The 16923-nt window shown below is 61.9% G+C and carries 14 protein-coding genes and 1 tRNA gene; 12 read left to right on the top strand and 3 right to left on the bottom strand.

What is annotated here, in order from left to right; all coding sequences use genetic code 11:
• Nucleotides 1-10 precede the first annotated feature (10 nt).
• From C5F71_RS13760 to C5F71_RS13800, 9 genes are all read left to right on the top strand, one after another.
• Nucleotides 11-577 (top strand): hypothetical protein, encoded by a 567-nt coding sequence (locus tag C5F71_RS13760; RefSeq protein WP_104911324.1) that lies wholly within the window; start codon nt 11-13, stop codon nt 575-577.
• A gap of 61 nt (nt 578-638) precedes the next feature.
• Nucleotides 639-3209, top strand: coding sequence for an autotransporter outer membrane beta-barrel domain-containing protein (locus C5F71_RS13765; protein WP_104911325.1), 2571 nt, complete (start codon nt 639-641; stop codon nt 3207-3209).
• Between the two features lie 185 nt (nt 3210-3394).
• Nucleotides 3395-3976 carry a hypothetical protein gene (locus C5F71_RS13770; protein ID WP_104911326.1) on the top strand — a complete coding sequence of 194 codons (582 nt, stop codon included), beginning with the start codon at nt 3395-3397 and terminating at the stop codon, nt 3974-3976.
• Nucleotides 3977-4015: 39 nt separating this feature from the next.
• Entirely contained in the window at nt 4016-4696 is a 681-nt protein-coding gene (locus C5F71_RS13775) for a CsgG/HfaB family protein (RefSeq protein ID WP_092232635.1), read from the top strand.
• 28 nt (nt 4697-4724) lie between these two features.
• Nucleotides 4725-5084: a DUF4810 domain-containing protein gene (locus C5F71_RS13780; RefSeq protein WP_029298843.1), complete on the top strand. Its 360-nt coding sequence runs from the start codon at nt 4725-4727 to the stop codon at nt 5082-5084.
• Nucleotides 5081-5731 carry a DUF799 domain-containing protein gene (locus C5F71_RS13785; RefSeq protein ID WP_029298845.1) on the top strand — a complete coding sequence of 217 codons (651 nt, stop codon included), beginning with the start codon at nt 5081-5083 and terminating at the stop codon, nt 5729-5731. Before C5F71_RS13780 ends, C5F71_RS13785 begins: the two co-directional genes overlap by 4 nt.
• A gap of 262 nt (nt 5732-5993) precedes the next feature.
• Nucleotides 5994-7625: a VWA domain-containing protein gene (locus C5F71_RS13790; RefSeq protein ID WP_104911327.1), complete on the top strand. Its 1632-nt coding sequence runs from the start codon at nt 5994-5996 to the stop codon at nt 7623-7625.
• A gap of 155 nt (nt 7626-7780) precedes the next feature.
• Nucleotides 7781-8353, top strand: a complete 573-nt coding sequence (locus C5F71_RS13795; RefSeq protein WP_070995863.1) for an RNA polymerase sigma factor — start codon at nt 7781-7783, stop codon at nt 8351-8353.
• Entirely contained in the window at nt 8350-8952 is a 603-nt protein-coding gene (locus C5F71_RS13800; protein WP_104911328.1) for a hypothetical protein, read from the top strand. The genes C5F71_RS13795 and C5F71_RS13800 overlap by 4 nt, the downstream gene beginning before the upstream one ends.
• A 54-nt stretch (nt 8953-9006) precedes the next feature.
• On the opposite strand, the gene C5F71_RS13805 is transcribed toward C5F71_RS13800, so the two are convergent.
• A tRNA-Arg gene (locus C5F71_RS13805) sits at nt 9007-9083 on the bottom strand.
• A 369-nt stretch (nt 9084-9452) separates the two neighbouring features.
• On the opposite strand from C5F71_RS13805, the gene gabD reads away from it, so the two are divergent.
• From gabD to C5F71_RS13820, 3 genes are all read left to right on the top strand, one after another.
• Complete coding sequence (gabD, locus tag C5F71_RS13810; protein ID WP_029298877.1) at nt 9453-10895, top strand: NADP-dependent succinate-semialdehyde dehydrogenase; 1443 nt, start codon at nt 9453-9455, stop codon at nt 10893-10895.
• A 180-nt stretch (nt 10896-11075) separates the two neighbouring features.
• Nucleotides 11076-12356, top strand: coding sequence for a 4-aminobutyrate--2-oxoglutarate transaminase (gabT, locus tag C5F71_RS13815; protein ID WP_104911329.1), 1281 nt, complete (start codon nt 11076-11078; stop codon nt 12354-12356).
• 138 nt (nt 12357-12494) lie between these two features.
• Nucleotides 12495-13706, top strand: a complete 1212-nt coding sequence (locus C5F71_RS13820; RefSeq protein ID WP_104911330.1) for an HDOD domain-containing protein — start codon at nt 12495-12497, stop codon at nt 13704-13706.
• Nucleotides 13707-14305: 599 nt separating this feature from the next.
• Here C5F71_RS13820 and C5F71_RS13825 read toward each other — a convergent pair.
• Together C5F71_RS13825 and desA are read right to left on the bottom strand one after the other, a co-directional pair.
• The gene (locus C5F71_RS13825; protein ID WP_104911331.1) at nt 14306-15313 is read right to left on the bottom strand and encodes a sensor domain-containing diguanylate cyclase; all 1008 of its coding nucleotides are present in this window, start codon (nt 15311-15313) and stop codon (nt 14306-14308) included.
• A gap of 282 nt (nt 15314-15595) precedes the next feature.
• Nucleotides 15596-16777 carry a delta-9 fatty acid desaturase DesA gene (desA, locus tag C5F71_RS13835; RefSeq protein WP_029298885.1) on the bottom strand — a complete coding sequence of 394 codons (1182 nt, stop codon included), beginning with the start codon at nt 16775-16777 and terminating at the stop codon, nt 15596-15598.
• Nucleotides 16778-16923: the final 146 nt, after the last annotated feature.

The following is a 16923-nucleotide window of genomic DNA, read 5'->3' on the forward strand; positions in this document are numbered from 1 at the left end:
AAAAACGCCCATGAAAAAAATTACCTTCATCCTCGCAGCCCTGGCCCTCGCAGGCTGCCACTCCAATGCCCGCGACTCGTCGCCCAGCCTCTTGAAAGATGGCGTGCAGTTGCAGCAGAACACCGTCGTGGCCGATGCCGAGCACGCCAAGGTGATCATGCGCGCCACCGGGTTTACCTACCCCGTGCAGTTCTCCGTGCGCCGTGGCGGCGATGCCGACCAGCGCCCGGAGATCCTCGGCACGGTGGTGGATTCGGGCCGGGGCAAGGTGTTCGGCTGGATCGCCAAGATGAGCGAGGTGGCCAACAGCGCGGCGGTCAAGCGCTTCCCGCAGCTGGAAGTGCTGGCCGACCCGCAGCACACGATTGAAGTGTTGGGCGAGTCGCGGGTGTACGACTCGAACTACTACCGCTACGCCGAAAAAATTGTCTACGCCTGCGGTCCGATGACCTCGGCGTTCAAGCCGCAAAAGCAAAAGGTGTACCTGGTGGAGTTCGTGATCGTCGGCGCCGGCTGTGAGCAGCATGTGTATGACATCACCGACCCCGCACAGCGTATTCCCGTCCCCGCGTCCTGAATCATGCACCCTACAACCGCCGGGCACATTGGCGGTGTTGTCGTAGTAAATGGAGTTTCAAATGAAGCGCAAGCAGTTCCAGAAAACCCTGTTGGCCATGATGGTCAGCGCCGTTGCCGCACAAGTCAGCGCGGTGGAGTTTGACGTCAGCACAGGGCAGAACGTGTGGGCCTCCCAGACGTTCAACGAGCCTGTGACCCTGGTGGGCGCGCGCAATGTCGTCTCGACCCAGCCCAGTGCCGATGGCGTGAATATTTCCCTGACCGATATCCAGGGCACGCTGCGCAACGACGCCAACCTGACCCTGGATGCCGGCGGTAAAGCCGTGCGTGGCCTGATCGTCGATGGGGCGCTGGATCAAATGCTCACCACCACCGGCAGCAACATCACCGGCGATATCATTCAGGCCGGCAATATCCACCTGAGCAACACGATCTGGGCTGAAGGCTTTGAAGTGGGCGCCAGCAACGTGGGCGGCAGCATCATCAACTCGGGCAATATCACCCTGGTTGAAGTCCCAGGTTCGGGCGATGAATCCGACGCCGAGGGTATCTACCTCAACGGCACCACCGTGGCGGGCGACGTGGTCAACAGCGGTGTGGTGGATGTCACGTCCTACTACGGCTACGGCCTGATCCTCGATACCCACAACAACATGCCGGTCACCATCGGTGGCAAGCTGCTCAACTCCGGGACCATTCGCGTTACCGGTGAAGAGGCCCTGGGGATCGAGATCGAAACCGATACCAACCCCCTGCGTATCGAAAACAGCGGCCTGGTTTCCGTCAACGGCGGGCAGTCGATCGCCGTGCAACTGGATGCGGGCACCTACGACTACCTGCTCAACACCGGCACCATCGAAGCCCACGGCAGCAACGCCATGGCTTTCAACGTGCAAGGCGCGACCTTTAACACCACCTCGCCGAGCGGTGAGCGCGGCCTGGTCAACCGTGGCCTGATCAGCGCCGATGCGACGGCGATCAAGATCAACCCGCAGTACCAGTTGACGCCCCTGGAGATCAACCAGCAAGCCGGCGAAATCCGCAGCAACTCCGGCACCGCCATCGACGGCGGCAACCTGGCGAGCCTGAACTGGAGCGGCGGCAAAATCGTGGGTGACGTACTCGGTGTCACGAGTGTGAACATCAACGGCCAGGCCGATTTTACCGGCGCGCGCATTGGCAGCCCGGTATCGATCAACGCGGGTTCGTTGAACCTGTCTGGCGCCGGTACCGCGATCACTGGCGACCTGAATGTGGCCAACGGTGCCGGGATTGATATGCGCCTGTCCAACAGCGTCGTGCCGACCACGCCTTACCTGACGGTCAGCGGCGCCGCGAATTTCGCCCAGGGCTCCAACGTGACCTTGAGCGCCAAGCCCGGCGATTTCACCGCAGCACCCAGCGGCACCGAATACACCCTGCTGCAAGCCGGCAGCGTGCAGAACAACGGCCTGACGGTTGCCAGCAGCTCGTCGTTGCTCGATGTACTCAGCTACTCGGCCGATACGCAGACGGTCAAGGCCGTAGTGGGTCTGAAACCAGACGAGCAGGTACAAACCGACCTCGGCGGCGTTGGCGCTACGACCTCGGCGGTGACGGCCGTTAACCTGTTGAAAAACGAAGTGCTGGGGCAACTGAGCCAGGACGACGCGGTGTTCCAGGCCGTGGCCAACGCCGGCACTGCCCAGCAATTGGCGCAGATTGGTGAACAGCTCAAGCCGGACGTGAACCGTGGCGCGCTGGACGTGGCCCTGTCCGGGCAGACCGTGATCAACGGCGCGATCCTCAATCGCCTGGCCGGCCAACGCGATGGCAGCGAACGCGGCGGTGTTTGGGTGCAAGCCCTGAGCAGCAACATGGACCAGGACGGTCGCGGTGGCGACAACGGCTACTCGGCCAACAGCAGCGGCGTGGCCGTGGGCGTGGACGGGCGCTTGAACGACAACACCCGCGTGGGTGTGGCGTACAGCTACCTCAACTCCAACATCCATTCGGACCAGGGCAACAAGACCGAAGTGCAGGGCAACGCCTTGTCGCTGTACGGCAACTGGTCGCTGCAAAACTGGTTTGTCGATGGCAGCCTGAGCTATGGCGTCAACGACAACGACAGCAAGCGCCACATCGTCGGCACCACCGCCAAGGGCAGCTACGACAGCCAGGCGTTGTCGGCAAGCGTGATCGGCGGCTACAGCTTCAAGGCGTCGGACAGCGTGCTGATCGAACCACGTGTGGCAGCGCGCTACTCCAGCGTGCACATGGACAGCCTGCACGAGAAGGGTTCTTCGGCGGCCCTGAACACCGGTTCCCAGCGTTACGAAGTCGGTGAACTGGGCGCTGGCCTGCGTGTGGCGGGCAACCTGCCGCTGGGCGCCGGTACCCTGCAACCGGAAGCGACCTTGATGGCCTATCACGACCTGATGGGTGATCGCGTGGCGCAGACGTCCAGCTTTGTGAACGGTGGCTCGACGTTCAGCGTAACCGGCGCATCGGTCGCGCGTGACAGCTATGAAGCCAGCGTGGGCGTGAACTACCAGGTCTCGGCGTTCAGCGTCGGTGCCAGCTACACCCGCCAGGCCCGCAGCGGGTTTGATGCCGATGGCGTCATGCTCAAGGCGCGCTACGCGTTCTAAACAGTCCTTGTAGGAGCGAGCTTGCTCGCGAAAAACGTCCAGACGACGCGTTCATTCAGCAAATGCGCGTTATCGTTTACGTGCTTCGCGAGCAAGCTCGCGCCTAAAGGAATGGACGAAACAACTTGAGAACCGCTCTCAACCCCGTAAAATGCCGCAGCACTTAATCAGGGATGAATTCGAAGATGCGTGTTTTTGCCTTACTGCTGGCGCTGTCCTTCCTGGCCGGCTGTGCGTCCAAGCCTGCGTACTACATCTCTCCAGCGCCCGTGACCATTGCCAAGAACGCCACGTATTGGCTCGATACATTTGACGTTGAGGTGGTGGGCAAGAACGAACGCTTCCTGCCAGATGACAAGGTTCGCCAGCAACTGGGTGTCGATCTGGTCGACCGCTTGCTCAAGGCCAAGCGCTACGCCGCCAGCAAGGAAAAGGCCGACTACTTGTTGGAGGTGAGCGTCATCTATACGCGGCGTATTCAAGATACGAAGGGCGGTTTTATGACGGCCATCGTCGATGACAACACCATCCTTGCCAGTGTCGATTTCAGCTATCAGGTCAAGGTCAAGAAAGCCGATGCCGAGGTTCTGCATTTTTCCCAGGCTCGCCAAGGGCTGATGCCTGCGGGTTACAAGGGCGACTGGCAGAACATGAAAACCATGGCCGGGGTGCTGACCAACAGCGGCAACTCTAATGTAGAGACCTTCTACACCGGAGCGCTTAGCCGTTTTATCGTTGACGATCTGCGCGGTATTCCATCGCGCTAGCGTCACCTGCGGTCTCGATTTACCACTTAGGAGCACCACGTGAAATCACTCTTAAAAATCCTCCTGTCCGGCCTTACCGTTACAGCAGTGCTGTCCCTGGCCGGTTGCGCCACCGAAAGCTCCCGCGCACTGCCGATCGAAAAAGTCGCCAGCGCCAACGTCGCCTATTCCGGCGTACGTGTGCCGATTGCCGTGGGCAAGTTCGATAACCGCTCCAGCTACATGCGCGGGATCTTCTCCGATGGCGTGGACCGCCTCGGTGGCCAGGCCAAGACCATCCTGATCACCCACTTGCAGCAGACCAACCGCTTCAGCGTGCTGGACCGCGACAACATGGGCGAAATCTCCCAGGAAGCGAAAATCAAAGGCACCGCGCAAAACCTCAAGGGCGCTGACTACGTGGTGACCGGCGATGTGACCGAGTTCGGCCGCAAAGAGACCGGCGACCGCCAACTGTTCGGCATCCTCGGCCGTGGCAAGACCCAGGTGGCCTACGCCAAGATCAACCTGAATATCGTCAACATCAGCACTTCCGAAGTGGTGTATTCCACCCAGGGCGCCGGTGAATACGCGCTGTCGAACCGCGAAGTCGTGGGCTTTGGCGGCACCGCCAGCTACGACTCCACCCTCAATGGCAAGGTCCTGGACCTGGCTATGCGCGAAGCGATCAATCGCCTGGTGGACGGCATCAACGCCGGCGCCTGGAACCCGCGTAACTGATTAGTTGTTTTCAAGGAGCAGTACACGGATGAGCAAGGCAGTGAAGTTGGCGCTGATGCTGACAGCAACCGCGCTGGTTGCAGGGTGCCAGACGGCACCCAAACCCCTGTATCAATGGGAAAGCTACCAGCCACAGGTTTACGAGTACTTCAAGGGCGAGCCCAAGGAAGCCCAGGTCGAAGCGCTGGAACGCGACCTGCAAAAGATCAACGCCAGTGGCCGCCAGGCCCCGCCGGGCTACCACGCCCACTTGGGCATGCTGTACCTGAGCATGGGCAAGGATGACCAGATGGTGCAGCAGTTTCGCACCGAGAAGGCGCTGTTCCCTGAGTCGGCCGCCTACATGGACTTTTTGCTGAAGAACGCCAAGGCCGGAGACGTCAAATGAGCCTGCTGAAAATCACCGGCGCCTTGCTGGCCCTGGCTTTGCTGGGCGGTTGCGCGGCGCCCAAGACCGTCGATTACTCGGCGTACAAGCAGGCGCGGCCGAAGTCGATCCTGGTGTTGCCACCGATCAACGAATCCCCTGAAGTGCAGGCGTCCTACAGCCTGGTATCGCAGGTGACTTACCCGTTGGCCGAAGCCGGCTACTACGTGATGCCGATTGCCCTGGTGGATGAAACCTTCCGCCAGAACGGCCTGACCACCGCCAACGATATCCAGGCCGTGGCACCGGGCAAGCTGCATGAGATCTTCGGCGCGGACGCGGCGCTGTACATCACCGTCAGCGAATACGGCACCAAGTACATGCTGGTCACCAGCGACACCTCGGTGACGGCCTCGGCCAAACTGGTCGACCTGCGTACTGGCACCACCTTGTGGACCGGTTCGGCGCGGGCATCCAGCGAGGAAGGCAACAACAACGGTGGCGGCCTGGTGGGCATGCTGATCACGGCGGCGGTCAAGCAAGTGATCAACAGCTCCACCGACGCAGCGCATCCGATTGCCGGCATCACCAGCGCACGCCTGCTGTCGGCCGGGCAACGCACCGGCCTGCTGTACGGCCCGCGCTCGCCCAAGTACGGCTCGGACTGATAAGAGCCTCCTTGTAGTGAGGAGGTTTTTTGTGGCCAGGGGGCTGCTGTGGCGAGGGGGCTTGTCCCCCGCTGGGCTGCGCAGCAGCCCCTCTAAGACCCATCGAGCTATATCAGATACACCGAGGGGCCAGGGTTGGGGCTGCTGCGCAGCCCAGCGGGGGACAAGCCCCCTCGCCACTTGCTGAGCGGGAGTTAACCCGAACCGCCCATTTCTAACGTCTGACCTTGTGAACGCACCATTCACTCACGAGGTTCAACCCATGTCCCGTCCTCTTCTCTTCCTGCGCCCCGCTGCCCAGGGCTTTGCCGTGACCTTGCTGGTGGCACTTGCCGGGTGTGGGCTGTCATCCCGTGACGAAGCCAAGGCACCCGAAGCGGTTGCTGTCCCCGAGCTGCAAAGCGAGCCCGTCCAGGCTCAGGGAACCATGCTCAAAAGAATGGCAATGCCGGCACCGATGGCCATGCATGACGCAGTAGCTATGGAATACCGCGCCGAGCCGCGTGAGCAGTATCAGCACCTGCCGGACAACCCGGTGCACAGCGTTGCCCAAACCCCGGTTTCTACCTTCAGCGTCGATGTTGACACGGGCAGCTACGCCAATGTCAGACGCTTCCTCAACCAAGGTCAACTGCCGCCTGAAGGCGCTGTACGACTTGAGGAAATGGTCAACTACTTCCCCTACGACTACGCACTGCCGACCGACGGCTCGCCGTTCGGCGTGACCACTGAAGTCGCGCCCGCCCCCTGGAATCCCAACACGCGCCTGCTGCGTATCGGCATCAAGGCCTCCGAGCGTGCCGTGGCCGAGCTGGCGCCGGCCAACCTGGTGTTCCTGGTGGATGTGTCCGGTTCCATGGACCGTCGCGAAGGCCTGCCGCTGGTTAAAAGCACCCTCAAGCTGTTGGTGGACCAACTGCGTGCTCAGGACCGCGTGTCCCTGGTGGTGTATGCCGGCGAATCGCGGGTAGTGCTCAAACCCACGTCCGGGCGTGACAAGGCAAAAATCCGCAACGCCATTGACCAATTGACCGCCGGCGGCTCGACGGCGGGTGCGTCGGGTATCGAACTGGCCTATCAGATGGCCCGCGAAGGGTTTATCGATAAGGGCATCAACCGCATCCTGCTGGCCACTGACGGCGACTTCAACGTCGGCATCAGCGACTTCGACAGCCTCAAGCAAATGGCCGTGGACCAGCGCAAAACCGGGGTGTCCCTGACCACCCTGGGGTTTGGCGTGGGCAACTACAACGAACACCTGATGGAACAACTGGCCGACGCGGGCGATGGCAACTACGCCTATATCGACAACCTGCGCGAAGCGCGCAAGGTGCTGGTGGAACAACTCAGCTCGACCCTGGCCGTGGTGGCGCGGGATGTGAAACTGCAGGTGGAATTCAACCCGGCCCAAGTCAGCGAATATCGCCTGCTGGGCTATGAAAACCGCGCCTTGAAGCGTGAGGATTTCAGCAACGACAAGGTGGACGCGGGCGAGATCGGTGCCGGGCATACCGTGACGGCGCTGTATGAAATCGTACCCAAGGGCGCCAAAGGCTGGCTGGAACCGCTGCGCTATGCCCCGGCGCCGGCTGCCGAGGGTAACGCTGCAGAACTGGCGATGTTGCGGGTCCGCTACAAGCCGGCGGCGGGAGGCAGCAGTCGCTTGATCGAACACCCGATCAATAGCACCCAGCAGGCTGCCAGCAACGACCTGCGCTTCGCGGCAGCCGTGGCCGCCTTCGCCCAACAGCTCAAGGGCGATGGCCGCTACACTGGCACCATGAGCCTGAAAGACACCGCCACCCTGGCCCGCTCGGCCCGTGGTGATGACCCCTACGGGCTGCGCAATGAATTCGTACAACTGGTGGAACTGGCCCAAAGCCTCAAACACTGATCTTGCCCACAACAGAGATCCCCTGTGGGAGCTGGCTTGCCTGCGATAGCGGTGGGTCAGCGCCGAAAATAGCGCCTGATCCACCGCTATCGCGGGCAAGCCCGGCTCCCACAGCTAATCTGCATTGATCCATCGAAAGGAGTTCGCCACCTGATATGGCCGTACCAGACGATCCACCCAGCGACGAATCGCTGCTGGCCCGCTACCGCTCCGGCGATGCTGCTGCGTTCGAGACCCTGTACGCCCGGCATCGCCAGGGCCTTTACCGGTTCCTCGTGGGCCTTTGCAACAAGGCCGAACTGGCCGAGGAAATCTACCAGGACACTTGGCTCAGCCTGATCCGCAGCACTACCGAGCCACAAGGCCGGGCGAGTTTTCGTACCTGGTTGTTCCAGATTGCCCGCAACCGCCTGATCGATCATTGGCGCAAGCACGGCATCCACAACCCGCTGCACGACAGCTACGACGAACAGCTGCACGCCAAGCCCGACGACAGCGCCGGCCCCGAGCAACAACTGAGCCTGAGCCGCGACCAGGGCCGCCTGGAAGCAGCGTTGCAAGACCTGCCCGAAGACCAGCGCGAAGTCTTCATGCTGCGCCTGCATGGCGAGCTGGAACTGCCGCAAATCGCCGCCCTCACCGGCAGCCCACTGGAAACGGTAAAAAGCCGCTTGCGTTACGCCCAGCAGAAACTGCGTCGGCTGCTGGCCGAGGAGGTACCCGTATGACTGACTCCCGACACCCCCAGGATCCGACTGACGAAGGGCTGATCCAGCACTTTCGCCAACACAGCGCCAGCGAGCCACCCGCGTCCCTCGACGCCTTCATCCTCGCCGCCGCCCGCCGCGAAGCCCCCACGCCCGCGCCAAGCCTGTGGCAACGCTGGCTGCAAGCCTGCCAACGACCACGCTGGCAGATGGCCTTTGCCACCGTGGCCGGGGTCGCACTGTTGATTGGCGTAGTACTGCGCTCGCCAGTGCCCGAACTCAACCTGCCCGAGACCGCCCAGTACGCCGCCGCGCCGCCGCCACAGGCACTGTCCGCCCCAGCCGCCCCCGCGCCGATGGCTCGCCTGGCGCTAGTGCCACAGGCAGACAGCGCGCCCGTCCAGGCTGAGATGGCAAGTGCCATGGCTGACGAGCCCATGGCCAAAATGAGCAAGCAGATGGCCGCCAAACCGCAGTCCCTGGAGCAAGGGCTTGAGGAAATCGTGCGCCTGCGCCAGGCGGGCGAGAGCAGGGCGGCGGATGAAAAGCTGCTGGACTTGCACACGCGCTTTCCCGACGAAGACCTGCCGGCTCGGCTGGAAGCGTTGCAAAAACGCTGAACCAGCGCCCACAAAAAAGCCCCAGGTCGCAAGACCTGGGGCTTTTTGTTTGTATGGTGCACCCGGCGGGATTCGAACCCACGACCCCTGCCTTCGGAGGGCAGTACTCTATCCAGCTGAGCTACGGATGCTTGTGCGGGCGCCATCATACCCATGTCGACCTTGGGCGTCCATGCTGGTTTTTGGCCGTCTGCCGGTGGGATTCTGGAGTAGGGAGGCTCTGTACCGGGCGGTGTGCGTCGTTGGCGTTGAATCGGGCTGTCGTACGCTTGTCAGAATAATCCGGCTAATGCGCCGTTTTCGTTCTTTTTTTCGAACAGACTATTGCCCTGCCCCCCCATTGATCCTAGGATTCGTTTGAGATTTCAAACGCTCTGTCTCCCGTGCGCGATGTTTCAGCTTGCGCCCAGTGACTGATTTCCCTGACGGCAGCCTTCGAGGCGCCTTTCAACAACTCTAATTTGCCCCGCGCGCGCGCGGTGCTGTTAAGGAAAGCCGACATGCAGCTTAAAGACACCCAGTTGTTCCGCCAGCAAGCCTTTATTGATGGCGCTTGGGTCGATGCGGACAACGGTCAAACGATCAAGGTCAACAACCCCGCGACTGGCGAGATCCTGGGCACCGTGCCGAAGATGGGCGCCGCCGAAACCCGTCGTGCCATCGAAGCCGCCGACAAGGCCTTGCCGGCCTGGCGCGCACTGACCGCCAAGGACCGGGCGAACAAGCTGCGTCGCTGGTTCGAGCTGATCATCGAGAACCAGGATGACCTGGCGCGCCTGATGACCCTGGAGCAGGGCAAGCCGCTGGCCGAAGCCAAGGGCGAAATCGTCTACGCCGCTTCGTTCATCGAGTGGTTCGCCGAAGAGGCCAAGCGTGTCTACGGTGACGTGATCCCTGGCCATCAGCCGGACAAGCGCCTGATCGTGATCAAGCAGCCGATCGGCGTCACCGCCGCCATTACGCCGTGGAACTTCCCGGCCGCGATGATCACCCGTAAAGCCGGCCCGGCCCTGGCCGCCGGTTGCACCATGGTCCTCAAGCCTGCGTCGCAAACCCCGTTCTCGGCGTTCGCCCTGGCCGAATTGGCCCAGCGTGCCGGCATCCCCAACGGCGTGTTCAGCGTAGTTTCCGGCAGCGCCGGCGATATCGGCAGCGAGCTGACCAGCAACCCTATCGTGCGTAAATTGTCCTTCACCGGCTCGACTGAAATCGGTCGCCAGTTGATGGCCGAATGCGCCAAGGACATCAAGAAAGTTTCCCTGGAGCTGGGCGGCAACGCGCCGTTCATCGTGTTCGACGACGCTGACCTGGATAAGGCCGTCGAAGGCGCGATCATCTCCAAGTACCGCAACAACGGTCAGACCTGCGTATGCGCCAACCGCCTGTATATCCAGGACTCGGTGTATGACGCGTTCGCTGAAAAACTGAAAGCGGCCGTGGCCAAGTTGAAGATCGGCAACGGTCTGGAAGACGGCACCACCACCGGTCCCCTGATCGATGAAAAAGCCGTGGCCAAGGTCCAGGAACACATCGCCGATGCCTTGAGCAAAGGCGCGACGTTGCTGGCTGGCGGTAAGGTCATGGAAGGCAACTTCTTCGAGCCGACCATCCTCACCAACGTGCCGAAAAACGCCGCTGTGGCCAAGGAAGAAACCTTCGGCCCGCTGGCGCCGCTGTTCCGCTTCAAAGACGAAGCCGAAGTGATCGCCATGTCCAACGACACCGAGTTCGGCCTGGCGTCCTACTTCTATGCCCGCGACCTGGGCCGTGTGTTCCGTGTGGCCGAGGCCCTGGAATACGGTATGGTCGGCGTCAACACCGGGCTGATCTCCAACGAAGTGGCACCGTTCGGCGGGATCAAGGCTTCGGGCCTGGGCCGTGAAGGTTCCAAGTACGGGATCGAGGATTACCTGGAAATCAAATACCTCTGCCTGGGCATCTAACCGGCAAGGTATCGCTGTAAACGCAAAGGGCACGAGAGCGCTGTCCCTTTGCGTGTTTCACACCGTTATTCGAAGTGGCCGGGAAAGCTGTGGCAGTCGATCATCGCATGCTGGCGTAGTTGCCTCCCCGCCACGTAATCCTTGGACCGCGCCACCCGATGAGTGGCGAATGAGGAATTTATGAGCAACAAGACTAACGCTTCCTTGATGAAACGCCGCGAAGCCGCTGTACCGCGCGGTGTTGGCCAGATTCACCCGATCTTCGCCGAATCCGCGAAGAACGCCACGGTGACCGACGTTGAAGGTCGCGAGTTCATCGACTTCGCCGGCGGTATCGCTGTACTGAACACCGGTCACCTGCACCCGAAAATCATCGCGGCCGTGACCGAGCAACTGAACAAGCTGACCCACACCTGCTTCCAGGTCCTGGCCTATGAGCCTTACGTGGAGCTGTGCGAAAAAGTCAACGCCAAGGTCCCGGGTGATTTCGCCAAGAAAACCCTGCTGGTCACCACCGGTTCCGAAGCCGTTGAAAACGCTGTGAAAATCGCCCGTGCCGCGACTGGCCGTGCCGGCGTGATCGCCTTCACTGGCGCGTACCACGGCCGCACCATGATGACCCTGGGCCTGACCGGCAAGGTCGTGCCGTACTCCGCTGGCATGGGCCTGATGCCGGGCGGCATCTTCCGTGCGCTGTACCCGAACGAGCTGCACGGCGTGAGCATCGACGATTCCATCGCCAGCATCGAACGTATCTTCAAAAACGATGCCGAGCCGCGTGATATCGCGGCCATCATCATCGAGCCGGTGCAGGGCGAAGGCGGTTTCTACGTCGCGCCTAAAGCCTTCATGAAGCGCCTGCGCGAACTGTGCGACAAGCACGGCATCCTGCTGATCGCCGACGAAGTGCAAACCGGTGCCGGCCGTACCGGGACCTTCTTCGCCATGGAGCAGATGGGCGTAGCCGCCGACCTGACCACCTTCGCCAAGTCCATTGCTGGCGGCTTCCCGCTGGCCGGTGTGTGCGGCAAGGCCGAATACATGGACGCCATCGCCCCAGGCGGCCTGGGCGGCACCTATGCCGGTAGCCCGATCGCTTGCGCCGCGGCCCTGGCGGTGATGGAGGTGTTCGAAGAAGAGCACCTGCTGGACCGCTGCAAGGCTGTTGGCGAGCGCCTGGTGACCGGCCTCAAGGCTATCCAGGCCAAGTACCCGGTGATCGGTGAAGTGCGTGCCCTGGGTGCGATGATCGCGGTCGAGCTGTTCGAGAATGGCGACAGCCACAAGCCGAACGCTGCGGCGGTTGCCTCCGTCGTGGCCAAGGCGCGTGACAAGGGCCTGATCCTGCTGTCGTGCGGCACCTACGGCAACGTGTTGCGCGTACTGGTCCCGCTGACCTCGCCGGACGAGCAGTTGGACAAAGGCTTGGCGATCATCGAAGAGTGCTTCTGCGAGCTGTAAGCGCAGGCTGACTCGATCGACAGGAAAAACCCGCTTCGGCGGGTTTTTTTGTGGGCTATGCGCCGATTCAGGCCTTGTTCATTGTACGCGGGCGCTTCCTTTGTCTAAGGTGCAAGGATTGCCGATGGAGCGTGCTGCATGACTGCTGTTGATTTACCTGCTGTACCCCGTGTGCTGATTGCCGAGACCGACCCCTGGTCGCGGGATCTGCTCAAGCAGGTGTTGTTGAATGTGCGCTGCGACGCGCGGCTGGATGTGTGCGCCGACGGGCAGCAAGCCGCCGAGTTGTTGCGAGACAAACCCTACGATTTGATCATTGCCGACTGGGAACTGCCGGGCGTTGATGGCCTGAGCCTGTTGCGCAGCGTGCGTCAGCGTCGGCGGGTGCCGGCCTTGCCGTTTATCCTGTTGAGCACGCGCAATGACGGCGCCAGCGTGCGCGAAGTGTTGCCGTTGGCGCCGACTGCTTACCTGACCAAACCCTTGAACATGGAAGGCCTTACGCAACGCCTGCAGGACCTGCTGCTCAATGAAGGCGAAACGGTGTATTGCGAGGTCCCGGCCCTGGCCGCGGGCATGACCTTGCCGGTGTTCCTAGAGCGGCGCCGCGAGCTGTCGGACGGCGCGCCGTTGCGGGTTGACGTCAAGGCTGCCGTACAACGCAGCCTGGCGCCGGAAGGCCTGGATCTCAAGCAACTGGAAGAGCAGGTAAAAACCGATCCACAGATCACCGCCGTGTTGATCGCCGCCGCCAACAGCGCCGGCCATCACGGCACGCCGGTGCAGACGCTGTCCATGGCCCTGCACAAGCTGGCAGCCGGGCAGAGCATGAACCTGATCCTTGGCTTAGCCCTCAAGCACAACGTGATCCTTGGCGATCCCGGCCTGATGGAATACGCCGAACGCCATTGGCAACTGTCCCAGCAGACTGCGCAATACGCCCGCTCCTTGGCGCGCATGCTCGACCTTGACCACGAACGCTGCTACAGCGCCGGTATCCTCCACCGCCTGGGCGACCTTGCGCTGCTGCGCAGTTTGCAGGAGTGGCGCCAGGGCGGCGGTGAACTGGACGATGAGTTGATTGGCGAGTCGTTATCCACCTTCGGTGCCGGCTACGGCTCGGCGCTGCGTACGCGCTGGCGCTTGCCCCTGGAACTACGCCAACTGATCGCGGCGAGCTATTCCCTGGAAGGCGGGGTGTATTCCCGAGAGGCGCTGGTGATGAACATGGCGGCGCAATTGGCAGGGCTGACCGAGCATGAAGGTGTCGAGGCGTTGGCCAAGGGCAAGACGGCGCGGTTGCTCAAGGTCGGGGTTTCGGAGCTGATGCGCATCCGCAAGCCTATGTAGGCGCGGTGCCAGGCAGCCACCGCCCCTGTAGGAGCGGGCTTGCCCGCGATGGCGGCGGTCCAGAGACTGCACGGCTGGCAAATACACCGCCATCGCAGGCAAGCCAGCTCCCACATTTGTTTTATGGTGCCCCCAAGCCTCCCGCCTCACCGCCCCCCCATTGTGGGAGCGGGCTTGCCCGCGATGACGGCGGGCCAGGCACTGCACGGCTGGCAGACACACCGCCATCGCAGGCAAGCCAGCTCCCACATTTGTTTTGTGGTGCCTCCAAGCCTCCCGCCTCACCGCCCCCCCCATTGTGGGAGCGGGCTTGCTCGCGATGACGGCGGTCCAGAGACTGCACGGCTGGCAGACACACCGCCATCGCAGGCAAGCCAGCTCCCACATTTGTTTTGTGGTGCCTCCAAGCCTCCCGCCTCACCGCCCCCCATTGTGGGAGCGGGCTTGCCCGCGATGGCGGCGGGCCAGGCACTGCACGGCTGGCAAATACACCGCCATCGCAGGCAAGCCAGCTCCTACATTTGTTTTGTGGTGCCCCTAGGTTTGTTGTCTGGCCGAGATGCCGCGTGGGGGGCTTTATTTGGCCATCTTCGGCGACTTCAGCTGGCAATTACCCGGTTCTTGCCCTGGCGCTTGGCTTCATACATCGCCGCATCGGCGCGGGCGAAGAGGCTGTCCAGGGTTGCATCTTCGGCGGTGAGGCTGGCCAGGCCCTGGCTGACGGTCACGCTGTAGGGCTGGCCTTCATGGCTGAAACTCAGTTGCCGCACTTCCTGCCCCAAGCGTTCGGCGACTTGCATGGCCCTTTCCGGCGCGCATCCCGGCAGTACCGCAGCAAACTCTTCGCCACCAATGCGCCCGAACAGGTCGCCACGGCGCAATACCCCGCGACCGCTCTCGGCGATACGCAGCAACACCTGATCGCCCTCCAGGTGGCCGTAGGTGTCGTTGATGTTCTTGAAGTTATCGATGTCCAGCAACAGGAAGGCCAGGGGCAGGCCTTGGGCGCAGGCGCGTTCGAATTCGTGGTGAGCGCATTCAAAGAAGTGCCGGCGGTTGCTGCTGCGGGTCAGCACGTCGGTGGTGGCCAGGCGCTGCAGTTCGAGTTCCAGGTGCTTCTTTTCGGTGATGTCTTCGGCGATGCCCACCACAATCAGCGGTTTTCCCGGGGCAGCCTGCTGGTTGGTAAAGCACTTGTCGCTGAGCCAGCGGATCTGCCCGTCCGCCGTGATGATGCGGTACTGGCGGTCCTCGACCGCTCCCAACTCCAGTACCTGGGCCAGGCTTTGCTCGGCATATTGCTGGTCTTCGGGGTGGATGCTGTCACGCCAGCCACGGTGTTCGGCCAACAGCAGGCTGGCCGAGCGCCCGAAGATGCGCTCATAGGCAGGGCTCACGTACAGCACGCGCCGGGTTTCCCACTCGATGGCCCAGAGTACGGCGTTGACACTCACCAGCAGCGAACTCAACAGCTGTTCGCGCTCGCTCAGGCGCTCCACTTCGCCCTGGGCGTGCATCAATGCCAGCAAGGTGGCGGCAGGCGCTGGACGCGACGTATCCGTCGAGTCGGGTGTGGTGGGCGTTGGGGAGTCCGTTTCGTGGACCATCGGCACAATTCTCTCTGGACATGCCGCAGCATCGAACAGCAGTCAAAACAAGCCCGCCAGGATGGCGAAGTGTTGTTTGAGAGAGGGGAATTGCAGCTAAGTTCCGTTATCAGTCGCGATTGAGAGGGAATATTCGGCGACTGTGAAATGACGCCAAAAAACTGTGGGCGCCAACTGGAAACATACCCGGGCCTTGCAGGAGCTGGCTTGCCAGCGATGGCGGCCTTGAATCTGCTGCACAGTTCAAAGGCCTCATCGCCGGCAAGCCGGCTCCTGCAGAGGTCAGGCGGTGGGGCGCAGGGAGTAGGTTTTCAACTGGTGGGCAAAGTCGCGCAGGGACTGGATCCCGCTGGCTTCGGCCTCGTGCACCCATTCCTTGATTGCCGCGAGCATGTCATGCCCGTTGCTGCTGGTCTTGAGCCAGATCTGCTGTAGCGCCAGGCGCTTTTCGTAGATCACTTTCAAGGCCTGGCTGTGCTCCAGCATGCTCTGGATGCGCAGGTGGTGGCGCTCATCCAGCAGGCTGGTCTCGCGCGACAGCAGGCGCTTGGCGCGGTGGAACTGGTGGCGTACCGAGTGATCGACCTTTTCCAGTTCCTGCTTGACCAACGGCGCGATCACCAACTTGCGGTACTGGGCCATGATCTGGAAGCGGTTGTTGAGGATCGCCATGGCGGTGTCCATGTCCAGGTGGCCCTTGCCTTCAACCCGGTGGGCAATCGGCGCGACCCGCTGAACCTTGGCCAGGCGCAGGAAGCTGAACACCTTGATCCAGGCCCAGCCCAGGTCGAATTCCCACTTTTTCACCGACAGCTTGGCGGAGTTGGGGTAGGTGTGATGGTTGTTATGCAGCTCTTCGCCACCGACGATGATGCCCCACGGCACCAGGTTGGTCGCCGCGTCGCGGCATTCGAAGTTGCGATAGCCGATCGCATGCCCCAGGCCGTTGATCACACCGGCGGCCCAGAAGGGGATCCACATCATCTGGATCGCCCAGATGGTGATGCCGATGGTGCCGAACAGCAGCACGTCGATGACGCCCATCAGGGCCACGCCCAGCAGCGGATAACGGGTGTAGAGTTTGCGCTCGATCCAGTCGTCCGGGCAGTTCTTGCCGTAGATGCGCAGGGTCTCGGGGTTTTCCGCCTCGGCGCGGTACAGCTCGGCCCCTTTGCGCAGGACCGTGGACAGGCCCTTGATCACCGGGCTATGGGGATCGTCGACGGTTTCGCATTTGGCGTGGTGTTTGCGGTGGATGGCGGTCCACTCGCGGGTGTTCTGCGCCGTGGTCAACCACAGCCAGAAGCGGAAGAAGTGTTTCAGGCCAGCATTGAGCTCCAGGGAGCGGTGGGCTGAATAGCGGTGTAGATAGACCGTGACACCGATGATGGTCACGTGGGTCATCAACAGAGTGACTGCCACCAGTTGCCAGGCTGACAAGTCAAGAAAACCGTTGTACCACATAGGCTGTATGGCCCTCAGATAAAGAAAAGAACAGCTCACGCATTATCACTAAGCGTACAGATAAAACCAGTCGCCCTTTTGAATAGGAGTGACGAGATGTTACTTATTCTATAATCCGCAGCCTTTGTAGGGCGATTCTGTTTTTT

Origin of the sequence: Pseudomonas sp. LG1D9 (genome assembly GCF_002949995.1) — a bacterium.
Taxonomy (GTDB): domain Bacteria; phylum Pseudomonadota; class Gammaproteobacteria; order Pseudomonadales; family Pseudomonadaceae; genus Aquipseudomonas; species Aquipseudomonas proteolytica.